Origin of the sequence: Streptomyces silvisoli, from assembly GCF_029269905.1 — a bacterium.
GTDB classification, from domain to species: Bacteria; Actinomycetota; Actinomycetes; order Streptomycetales; family Streptomycetaceae; genus Streptantibioticus_A; species Streptantibioticus_A silvisoli_A.
The window spans coordinates 461,332-483,514 of sequence record NZ_JARJBC010000003.1 but is presented as its reverse complement, the minus strand read 5'-3'; the positions used below and the strand labels follow the sequence as shown (position 1 = coordinate 483,514).

General features: G+C 72.2%; 20 protein-coding genes. 9 read left to right on the top strand and 11 right to left on the bottom strand.

The features are described from left to right. Positions 1–96 precede the first annotated feature (96 nt). Positions 97–1,398: a hypothetical protein gene (locus tag P3G67_RS07790; protein WP_276092781.1), complete on the top strand. Its 1,302-nt coding sequence runs from the start codon at positions 97–99 to the stop codon at positions 1,396–1,398. A 94-nt stretch (positions 1,399–1,492) separates the two neighbouring features. Here the strand turns inward: P3G67_RS07790 and P3G67_RS07785 are convergent, their stop codons facing one another. Beyond that, entirely contained in the window at positions 1,493–3,061 is a 1,569-nt protein-coding gene (locus P3G67_RS07785; RefSeq protein ID WP_276092780.1) for a purple acid phosphatase family protein, read from the bottom strand. 145 nt (positions 3,062–3,206) lie between these two features. Continuing rightward, positions 3,207–3,830, bottom strand: coding sequence for an LAETG motif-containing sortase-dependent surface protein (locus tag P3G67_RS07780; protein WP_276092779.1), 624 nt, complete (start codon positions 3,828–3,830; stop codon positions 3,207–3,209). 273 nt (positions 3,831–4,103) lie between these two features. Here P3G67_RS07780 and P3G67_RS07775 point away from each other — a divergent pair, with 273 nt between their 5' ends. Both P3G67_RS07775 and P3G67_RS07770 read left to right on the top strand, forming a co-directional pair. Next, the gene (locus tag P3G67_RS07775; protein WP_269855126.1) at positions 4,104–4,619 is read left to right on the top strand and encodes a MarR family winged helix-turn-helix transcriptional regulator; all 516 of its coding nucleotides are present in this window, start codon (positions 4,104–4,106) and stop codon (positions 4,617–4,619) included. Next, positions 4,616–7,213: an MFS transporter gene (locus P3G67_RS07770; RefSeq protein ID WP_276092778.1), complete on the top strand. Its 2,598-nt coding sequence runs from the start codon at positions 4,616–4,618 to the stop codon at positions 7,211–7,213. The genes P3G67_RS07775 and P3G67_RS07770 overlap by 4 nt, the downstream gene beginning before the upstream one ends. A 36-nt stretch (positions 7,214–7,249) precedes the next feature. Here P3G67_RS07770 and P3G67_RS07765 read toward each other — a convergent pair whose 3' ends face one another. The 3 genes from P3G67_RS07765 to P3G67_RS07755 form a co-directional block, all read right to left on the bottom strand. Next, positions 7,250–7,630 (bottom strand): DUF4118 domain-containing protein, encoded by a 381-nt coding sequence (locus P3G67_RS07765; protein ID WP_276092777.1) that lies wholly within the window; start codon positions 7,628–7,630, stop codon positions 7,250–7,252. 240 nt (positions 7,631–7,870) lie between these two features. Beyond that, on the bottom strand, positions 7,871–8,716 hold the full coding sequence (locus P3G67_RS07760; RefSeq protein ID WP_276092776.1) for a bifunctional 5,10-methylenetetrahydrofolate dehydrogenase/5,10-methenyltetrahydrofolate cyclohydrolase: 846 nt from the start codon (positions 8,714–8,716) through the stop codon (positions 7,871–7,873). Further along, positions 8,713–9,333 carry a cyclodeaminase/cyclohydrolase family protein gene (locus P3G67_RS07755; protein ID WP_276092775.1) on the bottom strand — a complete coding sequence of 207 codons (621 nt, stop codon included), beginning with the start codon at positions 9,331–9,333 and terminating at the stop codon, positions 8,713–8,715. The genes P3G67_RS07760 and P3G67_RS07755 overlap by 4 nt, the downstream gene beginning before the upstream one ends. A gap of 132 nt (positions 9,334–9,465) precedes the next feature. Here P3G67_RS07755 and P3G67_RS07750 point away from each other — a divergent pair, with 132 nt between their 5' ends. From P3G67_RS07750 to P3G67_RS07735, 4 genes are all read left to right on the top strand, one after another. Continuing rightward, a complete protein-coding gene (locus P3G67_RS07750) occupies positions 9,466–10,362 on the top strand; it encodes an MBL fold metallo-hydrolase (protein ID WP_276092774.1) in 897 nt (298 codons plus the stop codon). A gap of 81 nt (positions 10,363–10,443) precedes the next feature. Continuing rightward, positions 10,444–12,954: an excinuclease ABC subunit UvrA gene (gene uvrA / locus P3G67_RS07745; RefSeq protein ID WP_276092773.1), complete on the top strand. Its 2,511-nt coding sequence runs from the start codon at positions 10,444–10,446 to the stop codon at positions 12,952–12,954. A 13-nt stretch (positions 12,955–12,967) separates the two neighbouring features. After that, positions 12,968–13,996: an NADPH:quinone reductase gene (locus P3G67_RS07740; RefSeq protein ID WP_276092772.1), complete on the top strand. Its 1,029-nt coding sequence runs from the start codon at positions 12,968–12,970 to the stop codon at positions 13,994–13,996. Positions 13,997–14,040: 44 nt separating this feature from the next. Then, entirely contained in the window at positions 14,041–14,427 is a 387-nt protein-coding gene (locus P3G67_RS07735) for a DUF427 domain-containing protein (protein ID WP_276092771.1), read from the top strand. Between the two features lie 3 nt (positions 14,428–14,430). On the opposite strand, the gene P3G67_RS07730 is transcribed toward P3G67_RS07735, so the two are convergent. The 3 genes from P3G67_RS07730 to P3G67_RS07720 form a co-directional block, all read right to left on the bottom strand. Further along, positions 14,431–16,116, bottom strand: a complete 1,686-nt coding sequence (locus P3G67_RS07730) for a bifunctional 3'-5' exonuclease/DNA polymerase (RefSeq protein WP_276092770.1) — start codon at positions 16,114–16,116, stop codon at positions 14,431–14,433. Positions 16,117–16,186: 70 nt separating this feature from the next. Continuing rightward, positions 16,187–16,465 (bottom strand): DUF4190 domain-containing protein, encoded by a 279-nt coding sequence (locus P3G67_RS07725; RefSeq protein ID WP_269855116.1) that lies wholly within the window; start codon positions 16,463–16,465, stop codon positions 16,187–16,189. Positions 16,466–16,497: 32 nt separating this feature from the next. After that, complete coding sequence (locus tag P3G67_RS07720; protein WP_269855115.1) at positions 16,498–16,653, bottom strand: hypothetical protein; 156 nt, start codon at positions 16,651–16,653, stop codon at positions 16,498–16,500. A 140-nt stretch (positions 16,654–16,793) separates the two neighbouring features. Between P3G67_RS07720 and P3G67_RS07715 the strand changes: the two genes are divergently transcribed. Both P3G67_RS07715 and P3G67_RS07710 read left to right on the top strand, forming a co-directional pair. Beyond that, positions 16,794–17,441: a TetR family transcriptional regulator gene (locus P3G67_RS07715; RefSeq protein ID WP_269855167.1), complete on the top strand. Its 648-nt coding sequence runs from the start codon at positions 16,794–16,796 to the stop codon at positions 17,439–17,441. A 38-nt stretch (positions 17,442–17,479) separates the two neighbouring features. After that, entirely contained in the window at positions 17,480–18,502 is a 1,023-nt protein-coding gene (locus tag P3G67_RS07710; RefSeq protein WP_276092769.1) for an LLM class flavin-dependent oxidoreductase, read from the top strand. On the opposite strand, the gene P3G67_RS07705 is transcribed toward P3G67_RS07710, so the two are convergent. The 3 genes from P3G67_RS07705 to P3G67_RS07695 all read right to left on the bottom strand — a co-directional run bounded on the left by P3G67_RS07705 (position 18,468) and on the right by P3G67_RS07695 (position 22,182). Further along, positions 18,468–19,403 carry an MBL fold metallo-hydrolase gene (locus P3G67_RS07705; RefSeq protein ID WP_276092768.1) on the bottom strand — a complete coding sequence of 312 codons (936 nt, stop codon included), beginning with the start codon at positions 19,401–19,403 and terminating at the stop codon, positions 18,468–18,470. The genes P3G67_RS07710 and P3G67_RS07705 overlap by 35 nt on opposite strands. Positions 19,404–19,477: 74 nt before the next feature. Further along, positions 19,478–20,239: a succinate dehydrogenase/fumarate reductase iron-sulfur subunit gene (locus P3G67_RS07700; protein WP_276092767.1), complete on the bottom strand. Its 762-nt coding sequence runs from the start codon at positions 20,237–20,239 to the stop codon at positions 19,478–19,480. Continuing rightward, entirely contained in the window at positions 20,236–22,182 is a 1,947-nt protein-coding gene (locus P3G67_RS07695) for a fumarate reductase/succinate dehydrogenase flavoprotein subunit (protein ID WP_269855111.1), read from the bottom strand. The genes P3G67_RS07700 and P3G67_RS07695 overlap by 4 nt, the downstream gene beginning before the upstream one ends. Position 22,183: the final 1 nt, after the last annotated feature.

The following is a 22,183-nucleotide window of genomic DNA, read 5'->3' as shown; positions in this document are numbered from 1 at the left end:
CGCGCACACAGGTGACGAAGCGGTGACGCGCGGCGGTGAAGGGCTGCTGCCGGGACCGTGGCGAGGCCGCCGCCGGGGGGCCGATACTGTGCTGACATGGCGATCAACGGGGCGGCGGACCACCAGGAACAAGGATGTGCGCTGCTGCTGACCTCCGCACCTCCCGGCAGACGCCGCGTGTTGGACACCGCCTCGGCGCTGCCGCTGCTCGCGGCCGTGCCGCCGCACGTCCTCACCGGCACCCGGTCCGGCGGCAACGTCGTACAGCTGGTGGACCCGGTGGACGCCAACACCGTGACCACCCATCTGCACACCGCCGCGACCACACCGGGACCGCTGCTGGTCTACGTGTGCGGACAGCTCACCGTCGACCGCAAGCAGCGACTGCCGCACCTGGTGCTCGGCCGCACCACGGCGGACACCGTGCGCTACACGGCGCTGCCGTGGCACTGGCTGGCCGCCGCGTTCCAGCAACGGCCGCCCGGCAGTACGGCGGTGGTGTGCGACCTGGTCGCCGACGACACGGCGTGGCAGCTGATATCCACCCGGCCCGAGCTGCTGGCAGGCGGCCTCGCGCTGTACGGGGTGTTGGCTCCGCCGCCGCCCAAGCGGGAGACCAGCGGGTGCGCGTACAGCCGCGCGCTCGCCGAGCTGCTGCGGGCCGCCACCGTCCGTCCGCCCCTGGGCCAGCTGCACCAGGAGGCGGCAGCGGCGGCCGGGGCGACGGGCGGTCGGCAGCTGTTGTTCGCAGGCGGACGGCAGCCCCAGCAGCAGTACTACGGCGGGACGGCCGCCGAAATCCCGCGCGCCGCCGGGGCGTTCGCACCGGCCCGGCCCCAACTCCCCGCCCCCAGGCCCGCGCTGCCGGAACCCGCCGACCGGGTACCGCCCGCCCCGCCCGAGCCCCCGCGGGCCGACAGCCGTGTGGCGGCCCCCGCCGCACCCCCGCCCGCCGCGGCCGATCCGCACGCCGCCATCCGCGAGGCGGCCCGCGCCGGACGCCACACCGAGGCCGCGGCCATAGCGGCCGCGTGGGAGCAGGCCGCGCTACGCGCCGCGGGACCCTCCTCGGCGGAGGCGGTCCACTGGGTGGAGGTACGGGCCGACCTCGCCATGCTCGCCCAGGACACCGGCCGCGCCTGCGAGTTGTGGCTGACGGCGGCCGACGCCCGGCTGAGGGGCGGCCAGGACACCGAGGACGAGGCCGTGGTCAACGCGGTCGACCGCGCCCACCACTGCTGGTCCCGGGTCACCGACCCGGGCCGGGCCCGACAACTCGCCCCGGAGCTGGTGCGGTTGCGCCGCCAGGTGGTGGGCCACCAGCCCGACGCGCTACGCGCCCTGCGGCAACGCCTGGACGCTCTGGGGGCTTCGCCCACGGAAGGGCTCGCCAACTAGCGTTTCCCGTCGCCTCGGTGGGGGTTCGCGCTCCGCTCGGCGGGGCCGCGGTGCCCCTGGCCTCCGGCCGCGGGACCGCGGCCCCGCCTCAGTGTCAGCCGTCGCTGCGGGGCCGTTCCAGGGTGAAGCGGTCCACCGGCTTCATCGCTCCGCCCGCGCCGGTCACCGCGTAGTACGTGACATGGATCCGGGTCCGGCCGCCCGGCTGGCCGGGGTCCACGTCGAAGGCGCAGAAGCCGTACGGGTTCTCCCGGTCGCGGAAGGCGGACCACGGCGCGTCCTCGTGCGCGTAGACCGGCTGGTAGTGGCCGTTCGCCCTGGTGTCGCCGCGGGCGACGATCACCTTGGCGGTCTTCCCGTCGTACAGCTTGCCGTTGGACGTGAAGCCCATGCCGCCACCCCCGATCACCATGTGCACGGTGCCCTTGCTGGTGTCGGCCAGCGCGAGGTCGGTGGAGACCGGGATGGGGGTGCCCGTCGCGTTGCCCTGCTGGCCGCGGATGGGCAGCGACCGTTCGTAGTGGTGCTCATGGCCGCAGACGACCAGGTCGACGCCGTACCGGTCGAACAGCGGCAGCCAGGCCTTGCGCACACCGAGGTCGGCGCCGTTGAAGTCGGCGGTGGAGATCACTACCTGGTGCATGCAGACCACGATCCAGTCGATCTCCCGGTCCGCCCTGGTGCGCCGCAACTCCTGTTCCAGCCAGCGCTCCTGGGCGCCCGCCGAGTAGCCGCGGATGTACGATCCGCCCGCGTCCTGGTAGGCGACGTCATCGTTCTGGAGCATGATGACGCGTACCGAACCGGCGGTGAACGCGTACCACAGGCCCTTGAACTCGTCCTCGGCTCCGTTGTCCGGGAAGTCGAAGTACGTCTGGTAGCCGCGGAAGCCGATGGGGCCGTTGCCCAGTTCGTTCTCGTGGTTGCCCGCGGTGGGCATCCAGGGGCGGTTGCGGGCGCTGCGGCCGTTGTTGATGAACCAGTCGCGCCACACCCGGGTCGGGTTGGCCGACAACTGGGCGTAGCACAGGTCCCCGTTGAGCAGGTGGAACAGCGGAGCCACCTGTTCCACCGCGGACGTGGTGTCCCCCGCGTACTGCGAGCCGAAGTTGTCCTGGCCCCAGAGCCCCCCGGACTGCGCCTTGTTGACCTGCGGGGTGGCCTGGTCGCCGAAGCTGGTGAAGGTGAACGGGTGCCGTCCGCGCGGTGCCGTACGGAAGGTGCCCGCCTCCGGGGTGGCCCCGTCGTGCACCGCCATGTACAGGTACTCCGTGCCGGGTCGCAGACCCCGGATGCGGGCGTGGTGGGCCTGTACCTCCTCGCCGGTGACCGGGTCGCGGTATGTCCGGGTCTCCGCCGGACAGGTGGTGCCGACGCCGTGCTCGACCGTGCCGAGCAGCACCCGGGGACGGCGTACCGAGACATCCGTCTGCCAGGAGACCGTCACCTCGCGGGAGGCGTCGGCGCCGAACTGCAGGTGCACTCCGGTGAGTGCGGGAGCGTCCAGCCTGCTCGGGGTGGTCAGCAGGGTGGCGGAGGGGGCGGGCAGGGCGGTGGCCCGGCCGCCGTCCACGGCGATGAGGGAGACACCTGCTCCGGCCGCGCTGAGCAGGCCCCGGCGGGAGACGGCCGGCCGGGACGTAGGAGGTTCGGTGCGACTCATGGGGGCCGACGATGCCCGCTGGAGGTGTCGTCGCGGATGTGACATGGCGAAGAATGGCCGACGAGCGACCGAACAGGGCTGAAACGAGACCCGTTTGGCCCGGACGCGGCGGCGAACCCGCACGCCCCGCCCGGGCCCTACAGGGTCAGCGGGCGGCGTGCGAGCCGTGCGCCCGGCGCCTGCGGCCCAGCACCAGCAGTGCGCCACCGGCGGCCAGCACGGCGGCCGCGGCACCGGCGACGACCGGTGTGGCGCTGGAGCCACCGGTCTCGGCCAGGCCGCCCGACTTCGAGGGCGAGGGGACCGGTGCGACGGCGGACGGAGAGGAGCTGAGCGTCGCCGTGACGGTGGGCAGCGGGCTGCTGGACGGCGGCGCGCTGGACGGGGTGGGGCTGGGCGACGGCGAGGTGCTCGCGCACACCGGCGCGGTCTTGGTCTGGTCCACGCTGTACCGCTGGTCGTCACCGGCCCGCACGATCAGCTCCACCTGCAACGGGCCGGTGTGCGCGGGCAGTCGGAGCGAGTTGTGATAGGCGTCGCCGAACTCGGTCGTCGGCAGCAGATCCCTGCCGTCGGCCTTGACCGTCACCGTGTTCGTGGCGCGAGCGTTGTAGTAGGTGAGGCCGATCGAGACCTTGTCGCAGGTCACCGACCATCCCGGGACATGTGCTGAGGCGGGCGCGGCGAGTACGCCGCTCCCGAGCAGGGCCGTGAGGACGGCAGCGGCGACGACGCCCGATCTCCTGCCGCCACGGCTCGCTCTGGTCATGTGCTCTCCTTCAACTTCCCCTGGCGGCGCCCCCGTTGCGCCGCGAGCCTGTGAGAGGGGCGGCACACTACTCCTGTCCGGTGACGCGCCGGAAACCAGGGCCATGGGTGGAGTGGCGTCCCGTGATGCGCGTCGAACGCTCGGTGATCTTCGAGGAGCCGCGGGTCGCGCCCGGTTCTTATGACAAATTCACTCCCCGCGTGCTAGAGGCGCTCCGGAGCGGGTTAGACTAGCTTGCTGGATACAAGCAATACACTGTGGAGGCGGAAGGCGATGGGCGAGGGGACGGACCAGGCGGGGCTGCCCGAAGCGGCGGCCGGTCTCGGTACCGAGCTGGTACGGCTCACCCGGCTGATCGCGGCCTGGAAGCAGCGCGCCAAGCACGAGCCGGGCGCCGCTGACCGGGTACTGCTCGCCAGACTGGTGATCGGTGGCGAGCGCAGGGCGACCGATCTGGCCGCGGACGCCTTCCTCGACCTGTCGACCGTCAGTCGGCAGGTGCGCTCCCTGGTGGAGCGGGGGCTGGTCGAACGCCGACCGGACCCGGAGGACCGGCGAGGGTCGCTGCTGACCGCGACCGAGGCCGGGCGCGCGGCGTTCGAGCACTACCAGCGCCAGCGCGACGCGGAACTGGCCGAGCTCCTGGAGCCCTGGCCGGCTGAGGACCGCCGTGAGCTGATCCGGCTCATGGCACGACTCAACGACGACTTGGTGGAACAACAACAGGCGCGGCTCTGCCCCGGGGGACACGCGGGCACCGCGGCGAAGCAGGGAGAAATACACGTATGAGCACGTCCGCGTCTCCGCCGACCGCGGAGCCCAAGGCGATACCCTCGCCGGGCGGCATGAGCCACCGGCAGATCCTGACCATCCTCAGCGGCCTCATGCTCGGCATGTTCCTGGCCGCTTTGGACCAGACCATCGTCAGCACCTCGATCCGCACCATCGCCGACGACCTGCACGGACTGAGCCAGCAGGCCTGGGCCACCACCGCGTACCTGATCACCTCCACGATCGCCACGCCGCTGTACGGCAAGCTGTCCGACCTGCACGGGCGCAAGCCGTACTTCCTCACCGCGATCAGCGTGTTCATCGTCGGCTCGGCGATGTGCACCTTCTCCACCTCGATGACCGAGCTGGCCGCCTTCCGGGCGTTCCAGGGCATCGGCGCGGGTGGTCTGATGTCGCTCGCCCTGGCGATCATCGGTGACATCGTGCCGCCCCGTGAGCGCGCCCGCTACCAGGGCTACATGCTCGCCACCTTCGCCACATCGAGCGTCGCCGGACCGCTGATCGGCGGCTTCCTGGCCGGCCAGAGCTCCCTGCTGGGCATCACCGGCTGGCGCTGGGTGTTCCTGGTCAACGTGCCGATCGGCATCGTCGCGCTGTTCGTCGTCGCCAAGGTGCTCAACATCCCGCACACCCGCCGCGAGCACCGCATCGACTGGTGGGGCGCCGTCACCATCGCCATCGGCGTGGTGCCGCTGCTGCTCGTCGCGGAGCAGGGCCGCGACTGGGGCTGGGGCTCCACGAAGTCCGTCGTCTGCTACGCGATCGGCGCTGTCGGCATCATCGCCTGGATCTTCGTGGAGCGGTGGATCGGCGACGACGCGCTGATCCCGATGCGGCTGTTCCGCAACGGCACCTTCAGCAAGACCAGCCTGCTGTCCGTGCTCATCGGTATGGGCATGTTCGGCGGAATGCTGATGATCCCGCAGTACCTCCAGATCGTTAAGGGCGCCAGCCCGACCAAGTCCGGTCTGGAAATGCTGCCGTTGATGCTCGGCATGATCATTGCCTCGGTCGTCTCCGGCCAGGTGACGTCCAGGACCGGGCGCTACAAGATCTTCCCCGTCATCGGCACCCTGCTGATGGTTGCCTCGATGCTGCTGTTCTACCGCGAGGTGCAGTGGGACACCCCGCTGTGGCAGACCATGGTCTACATGCTCGTCTTCGGCCTCGGCCTGGGCGGATGTCTGCAGACCCTGGTGCTCGCGGTGCAGAACGCCGTGCCGCCGAAGGACATGGGCGTGGCGACCGCCTCGTCCACCTTCTTCCGGCAGATGGGAGCCACCGCCGGTACCGCGATCTTCCTGTCGGTGCTCTTCAGCAACGTCGGCGGCAAGATCTCCTCGGCGTTCAAGGCAGCGGTGCACACCGACTGGTTCCAGGCGGCGCTGCAGGACCCGTCGGTGCTGTCCAACTCCGCCAACCAGCCCGTGCTGAGCATGCTGAAGCACCCCGGGGCGGCCGGCGGCTCCTCAGGTGTGCTCAACGACTCGTCGTTCATCCAGAAGCTGGACCCGCGGCTGGCCGAGCCCTTCAAGCAGGGCTTCGCCGACTCGATGCACACCGTCTTCCTGCTGGGTGCCGTCGTGGTCGCGGTGGCCTTCCTGCTGATGCTGTTCATCAAGGAGGTCCCGCTGCGCCAGGTCTCCGGCCTCCAGGCCCGCGCCGCCGAGGCGGCGGAGTCGGCCGGGGATGCCGGCGAGCCGTCCGCCGCACCGACCGTGGAGCAGGCCGCGGCCGTGGCCGTCGAGCCCGGCAGCGGCGCCCACCGGCGGGAGGGCGGACCGACGGAAGCCGTCGAACTGGCCGCCGCCACGGCCCTGTTGGACCGCACCGGTCTGTCGGTACGCGGTCTGGTCACGGACGGCGAGGGCGCCCCCGTCCCGCAGGCCGTGATCACCCTGATCGACGTCGGCGGGCGCCAGCTCGGCCGTACCACCACCCAGGCCGACGGCCGGTACGCTCTCGACGCGCCCGGTAGCGGCACCTATGTGCTGATCGGCTCCGCCGGGGCCCGTCAGCCGCAGGCGGCCACCGTGGTGCTCGGCGACGCCCCGGTCGACTTCGACCTCACGCTCAGCGGTGCGGCCGGTCTGACCGGTGCGGTACGCGACGCGACGGACGGCGAACCGCTGCCGGGCGCGCTGGTGGTGGCCACCGATGTGCGCGGCGAGGTCGTTGCCTCCGGCGCCGCCGGAGCGGAGGGCGACTTCTCCTTCGGTGAACTGGTTCCGGGCAGCTACACGCTCGCGGTCAGCGCCGACGGGCACCGCCCGGCCGCACTGCCCGTCGAGGTGGTGAGCGGCACGCCCAACTGGTACGAGGTGCGGCTCTCGCCGGGCGCCCGCATCCGCGGCACGGTGCGCACGCCGGACGGTGCGCCGCTGGACGCGGCCAGGGTGACCCTGCTCGACCCGGCCGGCAACGTGGTCGGCACCTCGACCACGGGGGCCGACGGCGTGTACGGGTTCAGTGACCTGGAGCGCGGCCAGTACACGGTGATCGCCAGCGGGTACCCGCCGGTCGCCACCCAGGTGCAGCTCGACACCACCGGGCGTGAAGGGTTCGACGTGGACCTGGCCCACGAGCAGTAACCGCCCATGTGGGGCGGGTCCGCCGGACCCGCCCCACTACTGGTTCCGGCGCCGGTCGAGCGCCGCGGCCACGGCTCCGACGAGAGCCGCGACCAGCAGGACGACGAGCCCGGCGCGGTCCGTCGACCGCCAGGCCAGTTCGCCCTGGCGGTTGACGAGGAACCCGTCGAAGAACAGCCAGCAGACCACCGCCACCGCCGGAGCCCACACCATCCTCGTGGTCTGCGCGGCGACCCCGGCGGTGAGCACGGCGAAGACCGCCATCGAGAACCACGGGTGACCGCGCCCGCCACCCAACGCGAGGGCGGCGGCCAGCACTGCCGCCGACGCGTACCCGACCGGCAACACAAGATCACCGATCAACGTACGCGGCCGGGAGCCACGCCGCGCCACTCGCACCCAGTGCACCGAAGCCATTGGGCTCACCTCCCGCTTGAGCCTGTCCAGCGGAAGGCGCACGGCGCCTCGAAGCGCCGGGACGTTAGCGCCACCCATACCGGCAACCAGCCTATTTTTACGGCGTGTTGACGGCCGGTGCCGCCCCACAGGCGGTACCGGCCCCCTCCTGGCGCCTTTACGGCCCGCTGACGTCGCGGGGCGTATCCATAGACCTGTGGACGGGCGCCAACGCGGGGGTCTGGCGTCCGTCCATCCAGCTCAGCGGTCGGCCGCGGCCCTCACCGTGTGGCGGAGCAGGAGCGCCGTGGTGACCGGTCCCACGCCGCCCGGGACCGGGGTGAGCGCCGCCGCGCGGTGGACGACCGCCTCGGCGTCCACGTCACCGGTCAGCCCGCCGTCGGGCGTCGGGTTGGTGCCGACGTCGATCACGGTCGCGCCGGGGCGGACATGGTCCGCGGTGATCAGTCCGGGCCGCCCTGCGGCCGCCACGACCACGTCCGCGGTCGAGGTGACGCCCGGCAGGTCGACGGTGCGCGAATGGCAGACGGTGACCGTGGCGTTCCGGTCCAGCAGCAGGTGCGCGAGCGGCTTGCCCACCACCGTGGAGCGGCCGACCACCGCGACCCGCCGTCCGGCCAGTTCGACGCCGTAGTGGTCGAGCAACGCCACCACCGCCTCGGCGGTGGCCGGAGGATGGGCGGGCAGTCCGGCCGCCAACCGGCCGAGGCTGAGCGGATTCGCGCCGTCCACGTCCTTGCCGAACGCGATGGCACCGGCCAGCTCCTCCAACGCGGCGCCGCCGGGCAGCGGCGTCTGCAGCATCACCCCGTGCACCGAGCCATCCGCGCTGAGGCGGTCGAGAGCCGCCACGATGGTGTCCGCCGCCGCGTCGGGCCCGAGGTCGACGATGTCGCAGGCGATGCCGCTCTGCCCGGCCGCCTTGGCGATGGACCGCACGTACCAGGCACTGGACTCGTCGGCCGTCGCCACCACCACCGCCAGCTTCGGCGGACGGCCGGAGGCGGTCAGGGCCGCCGCCCGCTCGGTGGTCTCGGCACGGATGGCGGCGGCGAGCTCCCTGCCGTACAGGGCGGTGGCGGTCATTCGGCGATCTCCGCGCGTACCGTGGCGGTGACCCGGTCGGCGCGGGTCGCGATGCCGTCCACCTCGCCGGCCACCTCGGCCAGTTCGGCGCGCGCCCGCTCGTCGGTGATGCCGCCCAGGTTGACCTCGATGTTGACCCGGGCGGTGGTGGCCGCCGCGCGGGCGGCCTCGACCGCGGCGGCGACGTCGGACAGGACGTTGCGGTTGCCCACCGGGAGCAGTCCTTCCGCCGCGGTCACCACCTGCTCGGCGACGCCGATGACCTCCGAGGGCGGCCAGGCGGCGCCGACGAGGGCCGCGGCGATGGCGGCCGAGCGCGCCGCCTTCTCCTCGTCGGTGCCCTTGGGCAACCGGTACGCGTCCGCCACGGCCCCGAACGCCGCCGCGTCGTCCTGCGCGAGTTGCAGGGCCGCCGCCCGCAGTTCGTCGGTCGCGGTGATGATCCGCTCGATGGCCTCGTGGTGTTCCGCGTACTTGGCACCGGTGGTGTAGCGGGCCACCATGCCCAGCAGGGCCGCCCCCTGCGCAGCGTGCAGCGCGGCCGACGCACCGCCGCCGGGGGCCGGCTGCCGCGCGGCCAGTCGCTCCAGGAATCCGCTGATCGTCTCGTCACGCACGGTCGGTTGTCCTCCGGGCGGTATGGGATGGGAAGGGCCGGAACCCAGGCGAAGAGCCTAATCCGAGCCAGGGCGCCGCCGGCCGACATCGGCGTCCGCGTCACGCCCGCAGGCGCCTCCTAGGATCGGCGCATGACAGCGACTCAGGACTTCGAGGGCCCGGCGGCGAGCTGGCGGATCGGCGCCATCACCGTGCACCGCGTGGACGAGCTGGCGCTCACCGGCATGGGTCCCCGGGTTTTCGCCGACCTGCCGTCCGATCTCGTGCCGCGCACCCCGTGGCTGGCCCCCGACCACGTCGACGCGTCCGGTGAACTCGTCGGCGCCGTCCAGACGTTCGCGGTGGAGGTCGCGGGCCGCAAGGTCCTGGTCGACACCGGGATCGGCAACGGAAAGACGCTGCCGAACCCGCGGTGGAGCGGCCTGGACACCCCGTTCCTCGACCGGCTGGCCGCCATCGGCTTTCCGCCGGAGAGCGTCGACCTGGTGGTCAACACCCATCTGCACGCCGACCACATCGGCTGGAACACCCGCCTGGACAACGGCCGTTGGGTGCCCACCTTCCGCAACGCCCGCTATCTGACGACCCGCGTCGAGTACGAGTACTGGTATTCGGCCGATCTCCCGCCGGAGCGGCGGCGGATGTTCACCGAGTCCGTCGACCCGGTGCGCGACAGCGGCCTGCTGGATCTGGTGGACGTACCGCCCACCGGTCTTGAGGTCGTTCCCGGGCTCACCCTGCTACCGGCGCCGGGCCACACCCCCGGGCAGGTCACGGTGCGGCTGGCCGGGGCGGGCGGCGCGGCGCTGATCACCGCGGACTGCATGCACCATCCGGTACAGCTGGCCAGGACCGAGGTGTGCAGCGTCTTCGACACCGACCCGGCGCAGGCCGTGCGCACCCGCCAGGCACTGCTGGCCGAGGTCGCGCAGACCGACACGCTGCTGCTCGGCACCCATTTCGCCCCGCCGACCGGCGGTCGCGTACGGCGGGACGGCGACGGCTACCGTCTGGTGTCGCGGCCGTGACCCGCGCGGCGCGGAGGACTTGCGAACCAAACCGTAAAATCACCGCGAATCCCTGACGCAGAGCCACGGAGACGAGCACCGATGACCGACCCGGCCCCAGCCGCCTCCGTACCGCCGGCGCACGACCCGCACGATCCGTTCGTGCGGGTCCGCGGCGCGCGTGAGCACAACCTGCGCGGTGTCGATGTGGACCTGCCGCGCGACGCGCTGGTCGTGGTCACCGGGGTGTCCGGCTCCGGCAAGTCCTCACTCGCCTTCGGGACGATCTACGCGGAGGCGCAGCGCCGCTACTTCGAGTCCGTCGCGCCGTACGCCCGGCGGCTGATCCACCAGGTGGGGGTGCCCAAGGTCGGCGAGATCACCGGGCTGCCGCCCGCGGTGGCGCTGGAGCAGCGCCGTTCCGCGCCGACCTCGCGCTCCTCGGTGGGCACCGTGACGACGCTGTCCAACTCGCTGCGGATGCTGCTCTCGCGCGCCGGAACGTATCCGCACGACGCGGGCGAACGGCTGGACTCCGACGCGTTCTCGCCGAACACCGCGGCGGGCGCCTGCCCCGAGTGCCACGGTCTGGGCACGGTGCATCGCGTCACCGAACGCTCGCTGGTGCCGGACCCGGGGCTCAGCATCCGCGAGGGCGCGATCGCCGCCTGGCCGGGCGCCTGGCAGGGCAAGAACCTGCGGGACATCCTGGACGCCCTCGGCTACGACACCGACCGCCCCTGGCGCGAACTGCCGCAACGGGACCGCGACTGGATCCTGTTCACCGACGAGCAGCCGGTGGTCACCGTTCACCCGGTACGGGAGGCGGACCGCATCCAACGCCCGTACCAGGGCACCTACCAGAGCGCACGGCGGTATGTGCTGCACACCTTCGCCGACTCCAAGAGCCCCGCGCTGCGCGCCCGTGCCGAGCGGTTCCTGGTCAGTGAGCGGTGCCCGGTGTGCGACGGGCGCAGGCTGCGGCCGGAGGCGCTGGCGGTCACCTTCGCCGGGTACGACATCGCACGGTTGGCGGCGATGCCGCTGGCCCGGCTCGCCGAGGTGCTGCGGCCGACCGCCGACGCCCCCGGCGACGGCGTGGCCCGGACCATCGCCCGCGACCTGGTCGCGCGCATCGAGGTGCTGACCGAACTCGGCCTCGGCTACCTGGGAATGGACCGGGCCACCACCACGCTGTCCGCGGGCGAGCTGCAACGGCTGCGGCTGGCAACGCAGTTGAGGTCCGGCCTGTTCGGCGTGGTGTACGTGCTGGACGAGCCGTCGGCCGGGCTGCATCCGGCGGACACCGTCGCGCTGCTCACCGTGCTGGAACGGCTGATCGCCGCGGGGAACTCGCTGCTGGTGGTCGAGCACGACATGGACCTGGTGCGCCGCGCGGACTGGCTGGTCGACGTGGGGCCGCACGCGGGGGAGCGGGGCGGGCGGATCCTGCACAGCGGCCCGGTCCCCGCGCTGCGGGACGTCCATGAGTCGGCCACCCGGCGCTTCCTGTTCCGTACGCCGCCCGGCGCCGAGGCGGCCCGCAGGCCCCGCCGACCCTCGGCGTGGCTGCGGCTGCGCGGTGTCACCCGGCACAATCTGCGCGACCTGGACGCGGACGTACCGCTCGGCGTGTTCACCGCCGTCACCGGAGTGTCCGGGTCCGGCAAGTCGACGCTGATCAGCCAGGTCCTCGCCGAGGCGCTGGCGGAACACCTGGGCACCGCCGCCCAGGCCGAGGAGACGACAGCCGACCTGACGGCTCGACAAGTAGCCGCCGTCGAGGGGCTGTCGGCCGTCCACCGGCTCGTGTGTGTCGACCAGAAGCCCATCGGCCGTACCCCGAGGTCCAACCTCGCCACCTACACCGGGCTGTTCGACGCGGTACGGAAGCTGTTCGCGGCGACCGAGGAGGCGAAGGCGCGCGGCTACACCGCCAGCCGCTTCTCGTTCAACGTCGCGGGTGGCCGCTGCGAGACCTGCCAGGGCGAGGGCTTCGTCAGCGTGGAGCTGCTGTTCCTGCCGGGTGGCTACGCGCCCTGTACGGAGTGCCACGGCAGCCGCTACAACCCGCAGACCCTGGAGGTGACGTACCGGGGTGCCTCCATCGCCGACGTGCTGGAGCTGACGGTCGACGCGGCGGCCGACTTCCTCGCCGACGTGCCCGCCGCGGTTCGCAGCCTGCGCACGCTGCGCCAGGTGGGCCTCGGCTATCTGAGGCTGGGCCAGCCCGCCACCGAGCTGTCCGGCGGCGAGGCGCAGCGCGTCAAGCTCGCGGCCGAGCTGCAGCGGGCCACCCGCCGCGATCGCGGGCACACCCTGTACCTGCTGGACGAGCCGACCACCGGACTGCATCCGGCCGACACCGAGGTGCTGATGCGCCAGTTGTCCGAGCTGGTGGCGGCGGGGAACTCGGTGGTCGTCGTGGAGCACGACATGGATGTGGTGGCCGCCGCCGACTGGGTCATCGACCTCGGCCCGGGCGGTGGCGACGAGGGCGGCCGGATCGTGGCCGCGGGCACCCCCGCCCAGGTCGCCGCCGAGCCCGCCAGCCGTACCGCGCCGTATCTCGCGGCCCGGCTGCCGGACGGGAAGAATCCGGCCGCCGGGTGACTTGTACGGGGACATGAAGTCGATCGTCTACACCCAGCACGGCGGTTCCGATGTCCTCACCCTTGTGGAACGGCCGATTCCGGAGCCTGGGCCGGGCGAGGTCCGGGTCCGGGTGCACGTCTCCGGTGTCAACCCCACCGACTGGAAGACCCGCACCGCCCCGGTGTTCGGCCCGCTCGGTGAGCAGGGGCAGGTGCCCAACCAGGATGGTGCCGGGGTCATCGACGCCGTCGGCGAGGGGGTGCCCGCCGACCGGATCGGCGAGCGGGTGTGGCTGTGGGAGGCGGCCTGGCGGCGCGCCGACGGCACCGCGCAGCAGTACCTGGTCATTCCCCAGCGGCAGGCCGTGGCGCTGCCCGAGCACGCCTCCTTCGAGCTGGGCGCGAGCCTGGGCGTCCCGGCGCTCACCGCGCACCGCTGTCTGACCGTCGCCGACGGGGGACCCACCCGGCTGACCCCGGGCAGCCTCGCGGGCCGCACCGTGCTGGTCGCCGGCGGGGCGGGGGCGGTGGGCAACGCCGCGATCCAGTTGGCGCGTTGGGCCGGGGCCACGGTGATCACCACGGTCAGCGGTCCGTACAAGGCGGAGCTGGCCAAGGCGGCCGGTGCCCACCATGTGGTCAACTACCGTACGCGGGACGCCGCTTCGGCGATCCGTGAGATCGCGCCCGCGGGTGTCGACATCATCGTGGAGGTGGCTCCGGCGGCCAACGCCGAGCTGGACCACGCGGTGGCCGCGCAGAACGCGGTGATCGCCTACTACGCGGGCAACCCCGATGACGAACTGCGGATCCCGGTGCGGGCGGCGATGACCGGCAATCTGCGCTGGCAGGGCGTGCTGCTGTACTTCGTCTCCGACGAGGCCAAGAAGAACGCGGTCGCCGATGTCTCGGCGGCGGTGGCGGACGGCGCGTTCCGGGTCGGTGAGCGGGCGGGACTGCCGCTGCACCGGTTCCCGTTGGAGCGCACCGCCGACGCCCATGACGCGGTGCGCGACAACGCGGTGGGCAAGGTGCTGATCGAGGTGGAACACTCCGCCTGACAGCGGTGTTGCCCCAAGGTGCGAAGAGGGAATGAGGAGGCGTGATGTCAGAGCGTGAGCACGGCCACCGCGTTACCGCGGTGCCCGGTTCCCAGCACGTCAGGGTGGAGATCGACGGCCGGATGGTGGCCGACAGCCGCCGCCCGGTCCTGGTGTACGAGACGGGCCACAAGGTCCGTTACTACCTGCCGCCGGAGGATGTCGACCTCACCCTGTTCGAGTCCACGGACACGCGGACCACGTGCCCGTTCAAGGGCGTGGCCTCGTACTGGAGTTACGTGGGCGACGGCAGCGGCACGCACGCGGACGTGGTCTGGTCGTACCAGGACCCGCTGCCGAGCGTCGAGGCGATCAAGGGCCATCTGTCGTTCTACGACACGGTGGCGTTGGTGGCCGTCGACGGAGAGCCGCCCGCCGCACCCGAGGTGTGAGCCTCACTTGGCGTCCGCGTAGCACTCCACCACGCTGGTCTCCAGCGGGAAGCGCACCGGGGTGTCCCCGAACACCAGCCGGCTCGCCTCCCGCGCCGACTCGGCGACCGCAGCCGCCACCGCCTCGGACAACTCGACCGGGGTGTGCACCATCACCTCGTCGTGCTGGAAGAACACCAGCCGAGGCGGTGTGCGGCCGTAGCCGTCCAGCGCGGCCAGCCTGCGGCGCAGCGCGGCCAGCACCGCCAGCGCCCAGTCGGCGGCGCTGGCCTGGATGGTGAAGTTACGAGTGAACCGCCCCCACGCTCGCGCCGCACGCAGCGCAGGGGACACGCCGTCCGCCGACTCCTCGTCGCTTCCCGCCCACAGGTCCGACGGGCGCGGCGAGGTGCGGCCCAACTGCGAGCGGACCACGCCGCCCGCCTCACCGGTGCGCGCCGCCTCCTCGACCAGTGCCATGGCGGCCGGGAATCGGCGGCGCAGTATCGCCAGCAGTTGCCCGGCCTCGCCGCTGGTCTGCCCGTACATCGCGGCCAGCAGCCCGATCTTGGCCCGGCCGCGGTCGCCGTCGAACGCGGTGCGTGCCAGGTCCGCGTACATGTCGCCGCCCGCCGCCGCGGCGCACAGCCCGCGGTCGCCGGACATCGCCGCCAGCACCCGGGGCTCCAACTGGCCCGCGTCGGCCACCACCAAACGGTGCCCGGGATCGGCGACCACCGCGGAGCGCAGCAGCCGCGGAATCTGCAACGCGCCACCGCCGCGCGTCGCCCACCGGCCGGAGACCACCCCGCCGACCACGTACTCCGGGCGGAACCTGCCGTCGCGCACCCACTGCTCGCGCCACGCCCAGCCATGCGCCGAGTGGACGCGGGACAGCTCCTTGTAGCGCAGCAGGATCGCGGCGGCCGGATGGTCGGCCGCCTTCAGCACATGGCTGCGGGTGGACGGCAGGCTCACCCCGACCCGGGCGAACGCCGCCAGCACCTGCGCGGGGGAGTCCGGGTTGACCGGGCGGCCGACCGCCTCCTGGAACCGCGCCGCCAACCGCTCCACCCGCTCGGGCCGGGCCCCACCCGCCGGGCGCGGCCCCAGCAACTCGGTCAGCAGCGCGTCATGGACGGCGGCGCTCCACGGCAGGCCGTCCCTGGCCATCTCCACCGCGGCCAGCGCGCCCGCCGACTCCGCCGCGCACAGCAGCCGCATCCGCTCCGGGTGCTCCACCGCCGCGATCCGCCGCCGCTGCTCGGCGTGGACCGCCACCACGGCGGTCAACTGGTCCACATCGGGCGGGAGTTGATGACGGTCGGCGGCGAACAACGACGGCTGTCCGTCGGTGCCGCCGTCGCGCGGATCATCCGGCACCGGCAGCCGGTGCAGCCGTGCCCAGGCCGCGCCCAGTGAACGAGGCTGCCCGTGGCCGCCCTCGTGGCCGAGCAGCAGGGCCTCGACGAGTTTGAGGTCATGGCAGCGGCCCAGCCGCACCGGGATCCGGTCCAGCAGCCGCGGGTACAGATCGTCGGTGGCCGCCCACACCCAGCGGGGTCGCAGCCGCTGCTCCCGCCCGGCGACCGCGGACGCCAGGTCGGGCACCGGCTCGGCGGCCGAGACGGGGGTGCCGTCCCCGTCCAGCGCCTGCAGCCGTCCGCCCGGCCCCACCGGATCGGCGGCCACGGCGATCAACTCAGCCATGGCGGTGCGCCGTGCGGTGGTAGTTGGTCACCGGCCGAGCTTAAACGCTTGTTCGGCCAGCGGCGGCGTTTCAGAAGCCGGGGGTCCAGGCGATGTCCTGGTGGGCGGTGATCAGGGCGACCAGGATGGCGATGTCGGCGATGCCGAGGAACAGCCCGAGCAGCGCACGGCCGCGCCGCCGGGTGCCGCGTACCAGGGCGACCGAGGCCAGGATGATGGCGAGCGGTCCGAAGACGATGTTCAGCACGAAGGTGCCGAGCAGCCCCAGGATGAACGAGGCGACGGCCGTGCCGTCGGCGTCCGAACGCCGGGCGGTGGCCGTGGTCCGGGCCGGGACGACGGTGTCCATGGTGGTGGATTCCCTTCCGGATGCGGGAGCGGTCAGTGGTTGCGGGCGCGGGCGAGGCGCTCACGGACGTAGAACACCAGCAGCCAGCCGCCGATCAACGCGGCGGCGCCGATGAACACCGGGGCCGGTGCGTAGGCCGCCGCGCCGAAAAGGGTTCCGAGGGCGATGACGATCAGGGCGAGAGCCATGACGGGCCTTCTCCGTAAGACGTGGGACTTCGGTGAACCGAACAGTCAGTGAACAGTTGGGATGACAGTTGTTCACTGACATGACCACTCTAGCCTGGCGAAAACGAGCGAACGACTGTTTACTGGATGATGTGAGTCACATGCTCGGGGCCGACCAGGCCCACAAACCCCTGGGCGCCAGACAGGCCCAGAAACTGCGCACCCGCCAGGCGCTGTTGGACGCGGGGCTGCGGCTGCTGGAACACCAGAGCCTGAGCAGCCTCGGGCTGCGCGAACTGACCCGTGAGGTGGGGGTCGCGCCCGCCGGGTTCTACCGGCACTTCCGCGACATGGGCGACCTCGGTGTCGCACTGGTCGAGGAGTCCTTCGGGTCGCTGCGCGAGATGGTGCGGGCCATCCGCGGCGAGCAGGCCAAGGCCGACGAGGTGATAGACGGCACCGTCGCGGTGATCGCGCGCTATGTGCGCGAACACCGCCCGCACTTCCGCTTCATCGCCCGCGAAAGGTACGGCGGTGTACAGCCGGTGCGTGAGGCGATCGCCGACGAACTCCGGCTGTTCGCCGAGGAGCTGGCGAGCGACCTCGCGGCACAGCCGGAGTCCGAGGGCTGGAGCCCGCAGGACGTCCGGATGCTCGCCGACCTCTATGTCGACCACATGGTGATGATCGCCATCGCCTTCCTGGACGTCCCACCCGAGCACCCCGAGTCCGAGGAGGACATCGCCAACATCGCCCGCCGCCAGTTGCGGCTGATCCGGCTGGGCCGAAGCCACTGGCTGGACGACTGAGACGGGAATTCCGGGCGGCCGTGGGCGTTGTGCTGTAAGTGACCTTGAAGACGCCCACGGTCCGGCTGTCGGTGCTGGACCGCTCCCGGACCCGGCGCGGACGGCACCCCTCGCGTGCGCTGCGCGACACCGTGGCGTTCGCCCGGCAGGCCGAGGCCTGGGGCTACCACCGCTTCTGGGTCTCCGAGCACCACGGCGTGCCCGGTGTCGCGGGCTCGGCGCCCACCGTTCTGGCCGCCGCCGTGGCCGCCGCCACCAGCCGGATCAGGGTCGGCACCGGCGGGGTCATGCTGCCCAACCACCAACCGATGGTGGTGGCCGAGCAGTTCGGGGTGCTCGCGGCACTGTTCCCCGGCCGGATCGACATGGGCCTGGGCCGCTCGGTGGCGTTCACCGACGGGGTGCGGCGGGCACTGGGCCGGGACAAGGACGCGGCCGACCACTTCGCCGCCCAACTGGCCGAACTGCTCGGCTACTTCACCGGTGAGCACCCGGTGCACGCCCGCCCCGCCGAGGGACTGACCGTTCCCGCGTTCGTACTGGCCACCGGCGCCGGGGCCCGGGTGGCCGCGGAGGCGGGGCTGCCGCTGGTGATCGCCGCCGCGCGCGGTGAGCGGCGGATGCTGGAGGCCATCGACGGCTACCGCGAGCACTTCCGGCCGTCCGCGTGGGCGGACCGGCCCTATGTGATCGTCTCCGGCACGGTGGCGGTCGCCGACAGCGCCGAGGCCGCACGCGAGTTGCTGGTCCCGGAGGCCTGGTCCACCGCGTACTCCCGTACCCACGGCGAGTTCCCGCCGCTGGCACCCGCCGAGGAGATCCGGGCGCTGGACATGACGAGCCGCGAGCGCACCGAGTTCGAACGCGCCATGACCGGGCACATCTTCGGTACGGAGGAGGAAGTGGCCGACGGCCTCGGTGCGTTGATCGGGCGCACCGAGGCCGACGAGTTCCTGGTGACGACGAGCGGTTACGACCGGGAAGCCATGTTCGGCTCCTACCGCAGGCTGGCCGCCATGACGAGCGCTACGCCGAACAGGACAGCGGCCTACCGCCGTTGAAGGCGACCAGGTCCTTCAGGATCGGGGGCAGCGGCAGTTCGACGCCGCGCGGCTCGCCGCGCAGCTCCGCGTATCCGCGGTGGAGGTTGGCCACCAGCCGCTCCGGCTCCAACAGCCCGGCGAACGCCCCGAGATCGGCGCCCCGCGCCACCTCCAACGGCTCCCGTCCGGCGGCGAAGCCCTCGGCGGCCAGCTCGCGCACCCAGCGCAGGTACTCCGCGTTGGCGTCCAGCACCTCCGGGCCGCCGACCGGACCGTGCCCGCTGACCACCACCTGCGCGTCCAACTCCCGCAGCGCCGCCAGCACCTCCAGGGTGCCGTCCAGCGACCCCTGCAGGCAGAACGGCGTGCTCTGGGAGAACGTGAGGTCGCCGGTGAACAGCACCCGCCGCTCCGGCAGCCAGGCCACCACGTCCCCCGTGGTGTGCGCCGGGCCCAGATGGATCAACTCGACCCGCAGCTCGTCGACATACAGCGTCATCCGGTCGGTGAACGTCAGCTGCGGCGGCACCAGCCGAACGTCACCCCACCGCACATCGGGCCAGATCGAGGGCAGGTTCACGCCTTCCCGCAGCATCGTCTCCCGGGTCCGCTCATGCGCGACGACGGTCAGGCCCGGGCCGAACACCCCGGCGCCGTAGTGGTGGTCGCCATGGTGGTGGGTGAGCACCATGGTGCCGACCGGCGCGGGAGTGCGCTCGGCGACCGCCGAACGCAGCCGCAGCGCGCTCGACTCGGTGGCCGTGCAGTCGATCAGCGTGACCGCTTCCCGGCCGACCAGCACCCCGGCGTTGCTGACGCACCACCCGCCCCGCGGCTGTACGTAGGCCGACACGCCATCGGCCAACTCGACCAACGCCGCCTCGTCCCGCTGCCCCACGCCTTTCGCGTCGTGCCGCACTCTTGCCGCCTCCTGGTGACTGGATGATCCGGAACGTCCCGGTGGAGTCTAGGACGCCCCGCCCCGCACCGTGATCACACCGGCCATGCCTGGCGGGGCGCCTTGCGGGCGGCGCGCAGGAACTCGCGGTTCATGGTGGCGATGGACTGCAGGGGGATCCCCTTCGGGCAGGCCAGCGCGCACTCGCCGGTGTTGGTGCAGCCGCCGAAGCCCTCCGCGTCCATGGTGTCGACCATGTCGAGGACGCGGCTCTCCCGCTCGGGAGCGCCCTGTGGCAGGACGTTGAGGTGGACCACCTTCGCCGAAGTGAACAGCATCGCCGACCCGTTGGGGCAGGCTGCCACACACGCCCCGCACCCGATGCACTCGGCGTGCTCGAACGCCGTGTCGGCGACGGGCTTGGGCACCGGCGTGGCATGCGCCTCCGGCGCGCTGCCGGTCGGCGCGGTGACATAGCCGCCGGAGCCGATGATCCGGTCGAACGCCGACCGGTCCACCACCAGGTCCTTCACCACCGGAAAGGCCGCCGCCCGCCATGGTTCGATGTCGATGGTGTCGCCGTCCGAGAAGTGCCGCATGTGCAACTGGCAGGTGGTGGTGCGCTCCGGGCCGTGCGCCTGGCCGTTGATCACCATCCCGCACGCGCCGCAGATGCCCTCACGGCAGTCGTGGTCGAAGGCCACCGGCTCGTCGCCGTCCAGGATCAGCCGCTCGTTGAGCGTGTCGAGCATCTCCAGGAACGACATGTCCTCGCTGATGCCGTCGACCTCGTACGTGGTCATGGCGCCGGGCTGTTCCGGGCCGCGCTGGCGCCAGACGCGCAGGGTGAGCCTCATGCGTAACTCCGCTGGGTGGGGTGGACGTACTCGAAGACCAACTGCTCCTTGTGCAGCACGGGCGGCGCGCCGGTACCGGTGAACTCCCAGGCGGCGGCGTACGAGAACCGGTCGTCGTCGCGGGCCGCCTCGCCGTCCGGGGTCTGGCTCTCCTCGCGGAAGTGACCGCCGCAGGACTCCTCGCGGTGCAGGGCGTCCAGGCACATCAGCTCGGCCAGCTCGAAGTAGTCGGCGATCCGGTTGGCCTTCTCAAGTGACTGGTTGAGCTCCTCGCCGCTGCCCGGCACCTTCACCCGGCGCCAGAACTCCGCCCGCAGCTCCGGGATCCGCTCAAGCGCCTTGCGCAGTCCGGCGTCGTTGCGCGCCATCCCGCAGTTGTCCCAGAGCAGTTCGCCGAGTTCGCGGTGGAAGGAGTCCGGGGTTCGGTCGCCGTCCACCGCCAGCAGCCGCTCCAGGCGCGCGGTGACACCGTCGACCGCCTCGGTGACCGAGGGGTGCCGGGGGTCGACGGTGTCGTGCGGATGGCGCGCCAGGTAGTCGTTGATGGTGGAGGGCAGCACGAAGTAGCCGTCGGCGAGCCCCTGCATCAGCGCGCTGGCGCCGAGCCGGTTGGCGCCGTGGTCGGAGAAGTTGGCCTCCCCGACGGCGAACAGGCCGGGGACGGTGGTCTGCAGGTCGTAGTCCACCCACAGTCCGCCCATGGTGTAGTGGATCGCCGGATAGATGCGCATCGGCACCTCGTACGGGTTCTCCGCGGTGATGCGCTCGTACATCTCGAAGAGGTTGCCGTACTTCTCCGCGACCTTCTCGCGTCCCATCCGCGCTATCGCGTCGGCGAAGTCCAGGTAGACGCCCTGCCCGCCGGGACCCACACCGCGTCCCTCGTCGCAGACGTTCTTCGCGGCCCGCGAGGCGATGTCGCGCGGCACCAGGTTGCCGAACGAGGGGTAGATCCGCTCCAGGTAGTAGTCGCGCTCGTCCTCCGGGATCTGCTCCGGCGGGCGGTTGTCGCCCTTCGCCCTGGGCACCCAGATCCGTCCGTCGTTGCGCAGCGACTCGCTCATCAGCGTCAGTTTCGACTGGTGCTCGCCGGAGCGCGGAATGCAGGTGGGGTGGATCTGGGTGAAGCACGGGTTGGCGAAGTACGCGCCGCGCCGGTGCGCCCGCCAGATGGCTGTGGCGTTGGAGTTCTTGGCGTTGGTCGACAGGTAGAAGACGTTTCCGTAGCCGCCGGAGGCCAGTACCACGGCGTCCCCGAAGTACGTGGCGATCTCACCGGTGACCAGGTCGCGGGCGACGATGCCGCGCGCCCGACCGTCGATCACGATCAGGTCCAGCATCTCGGTACGGGCGTGCATCTCCACGTTCCCCGCCGCGATCTGCCGGGACAGCGCCTGGTAGGCGCCGAGCAGCAGCTGCTGGCCGGTCTGGCCCCGGGCGTAGAACGTGCGCGAGACCTGTACACCGCCGAAGGAGCGGGTGTCGAGCAGTCCGCCGTACTCGCGGGCGAACGGCACGCCCTGCGCCACGCACTGGTCGATGATCTCCACCGAGACCTGTGCCAGGCGGCGGACGTTGGACTCGCGGGCGCGGAAGTCGCCGCCCTTGACGGTGTCGTAGAACAGCCGGTGGATGGAGTCGCCGTCGTTGCGGTAGTTCTTGGCCGCGTTGATGCCGCCCTGGGCGGCGATCGAGTGGGCGCGGCGCGGTGAGTCCTGGTAGCAGAACTGGATGACGCGGTAGCCCTGTTCGGCCAGGGTGGCACCGGCGGAGCCGCCCGCGAGGCCGGTGCCGACCACGATCACGGTGTGCTTGCGGCGGTTGGCCGGATTGACCAGCTTCGCGGTGAAGCGGCGGCGGTCCCACCGCTCCTCGATCGGCCCCGCCGGGGCCTTGGTGTCGGCGATCGGCTCGCCGGTCAGGTAGGCGGTGTACGAGGTCATG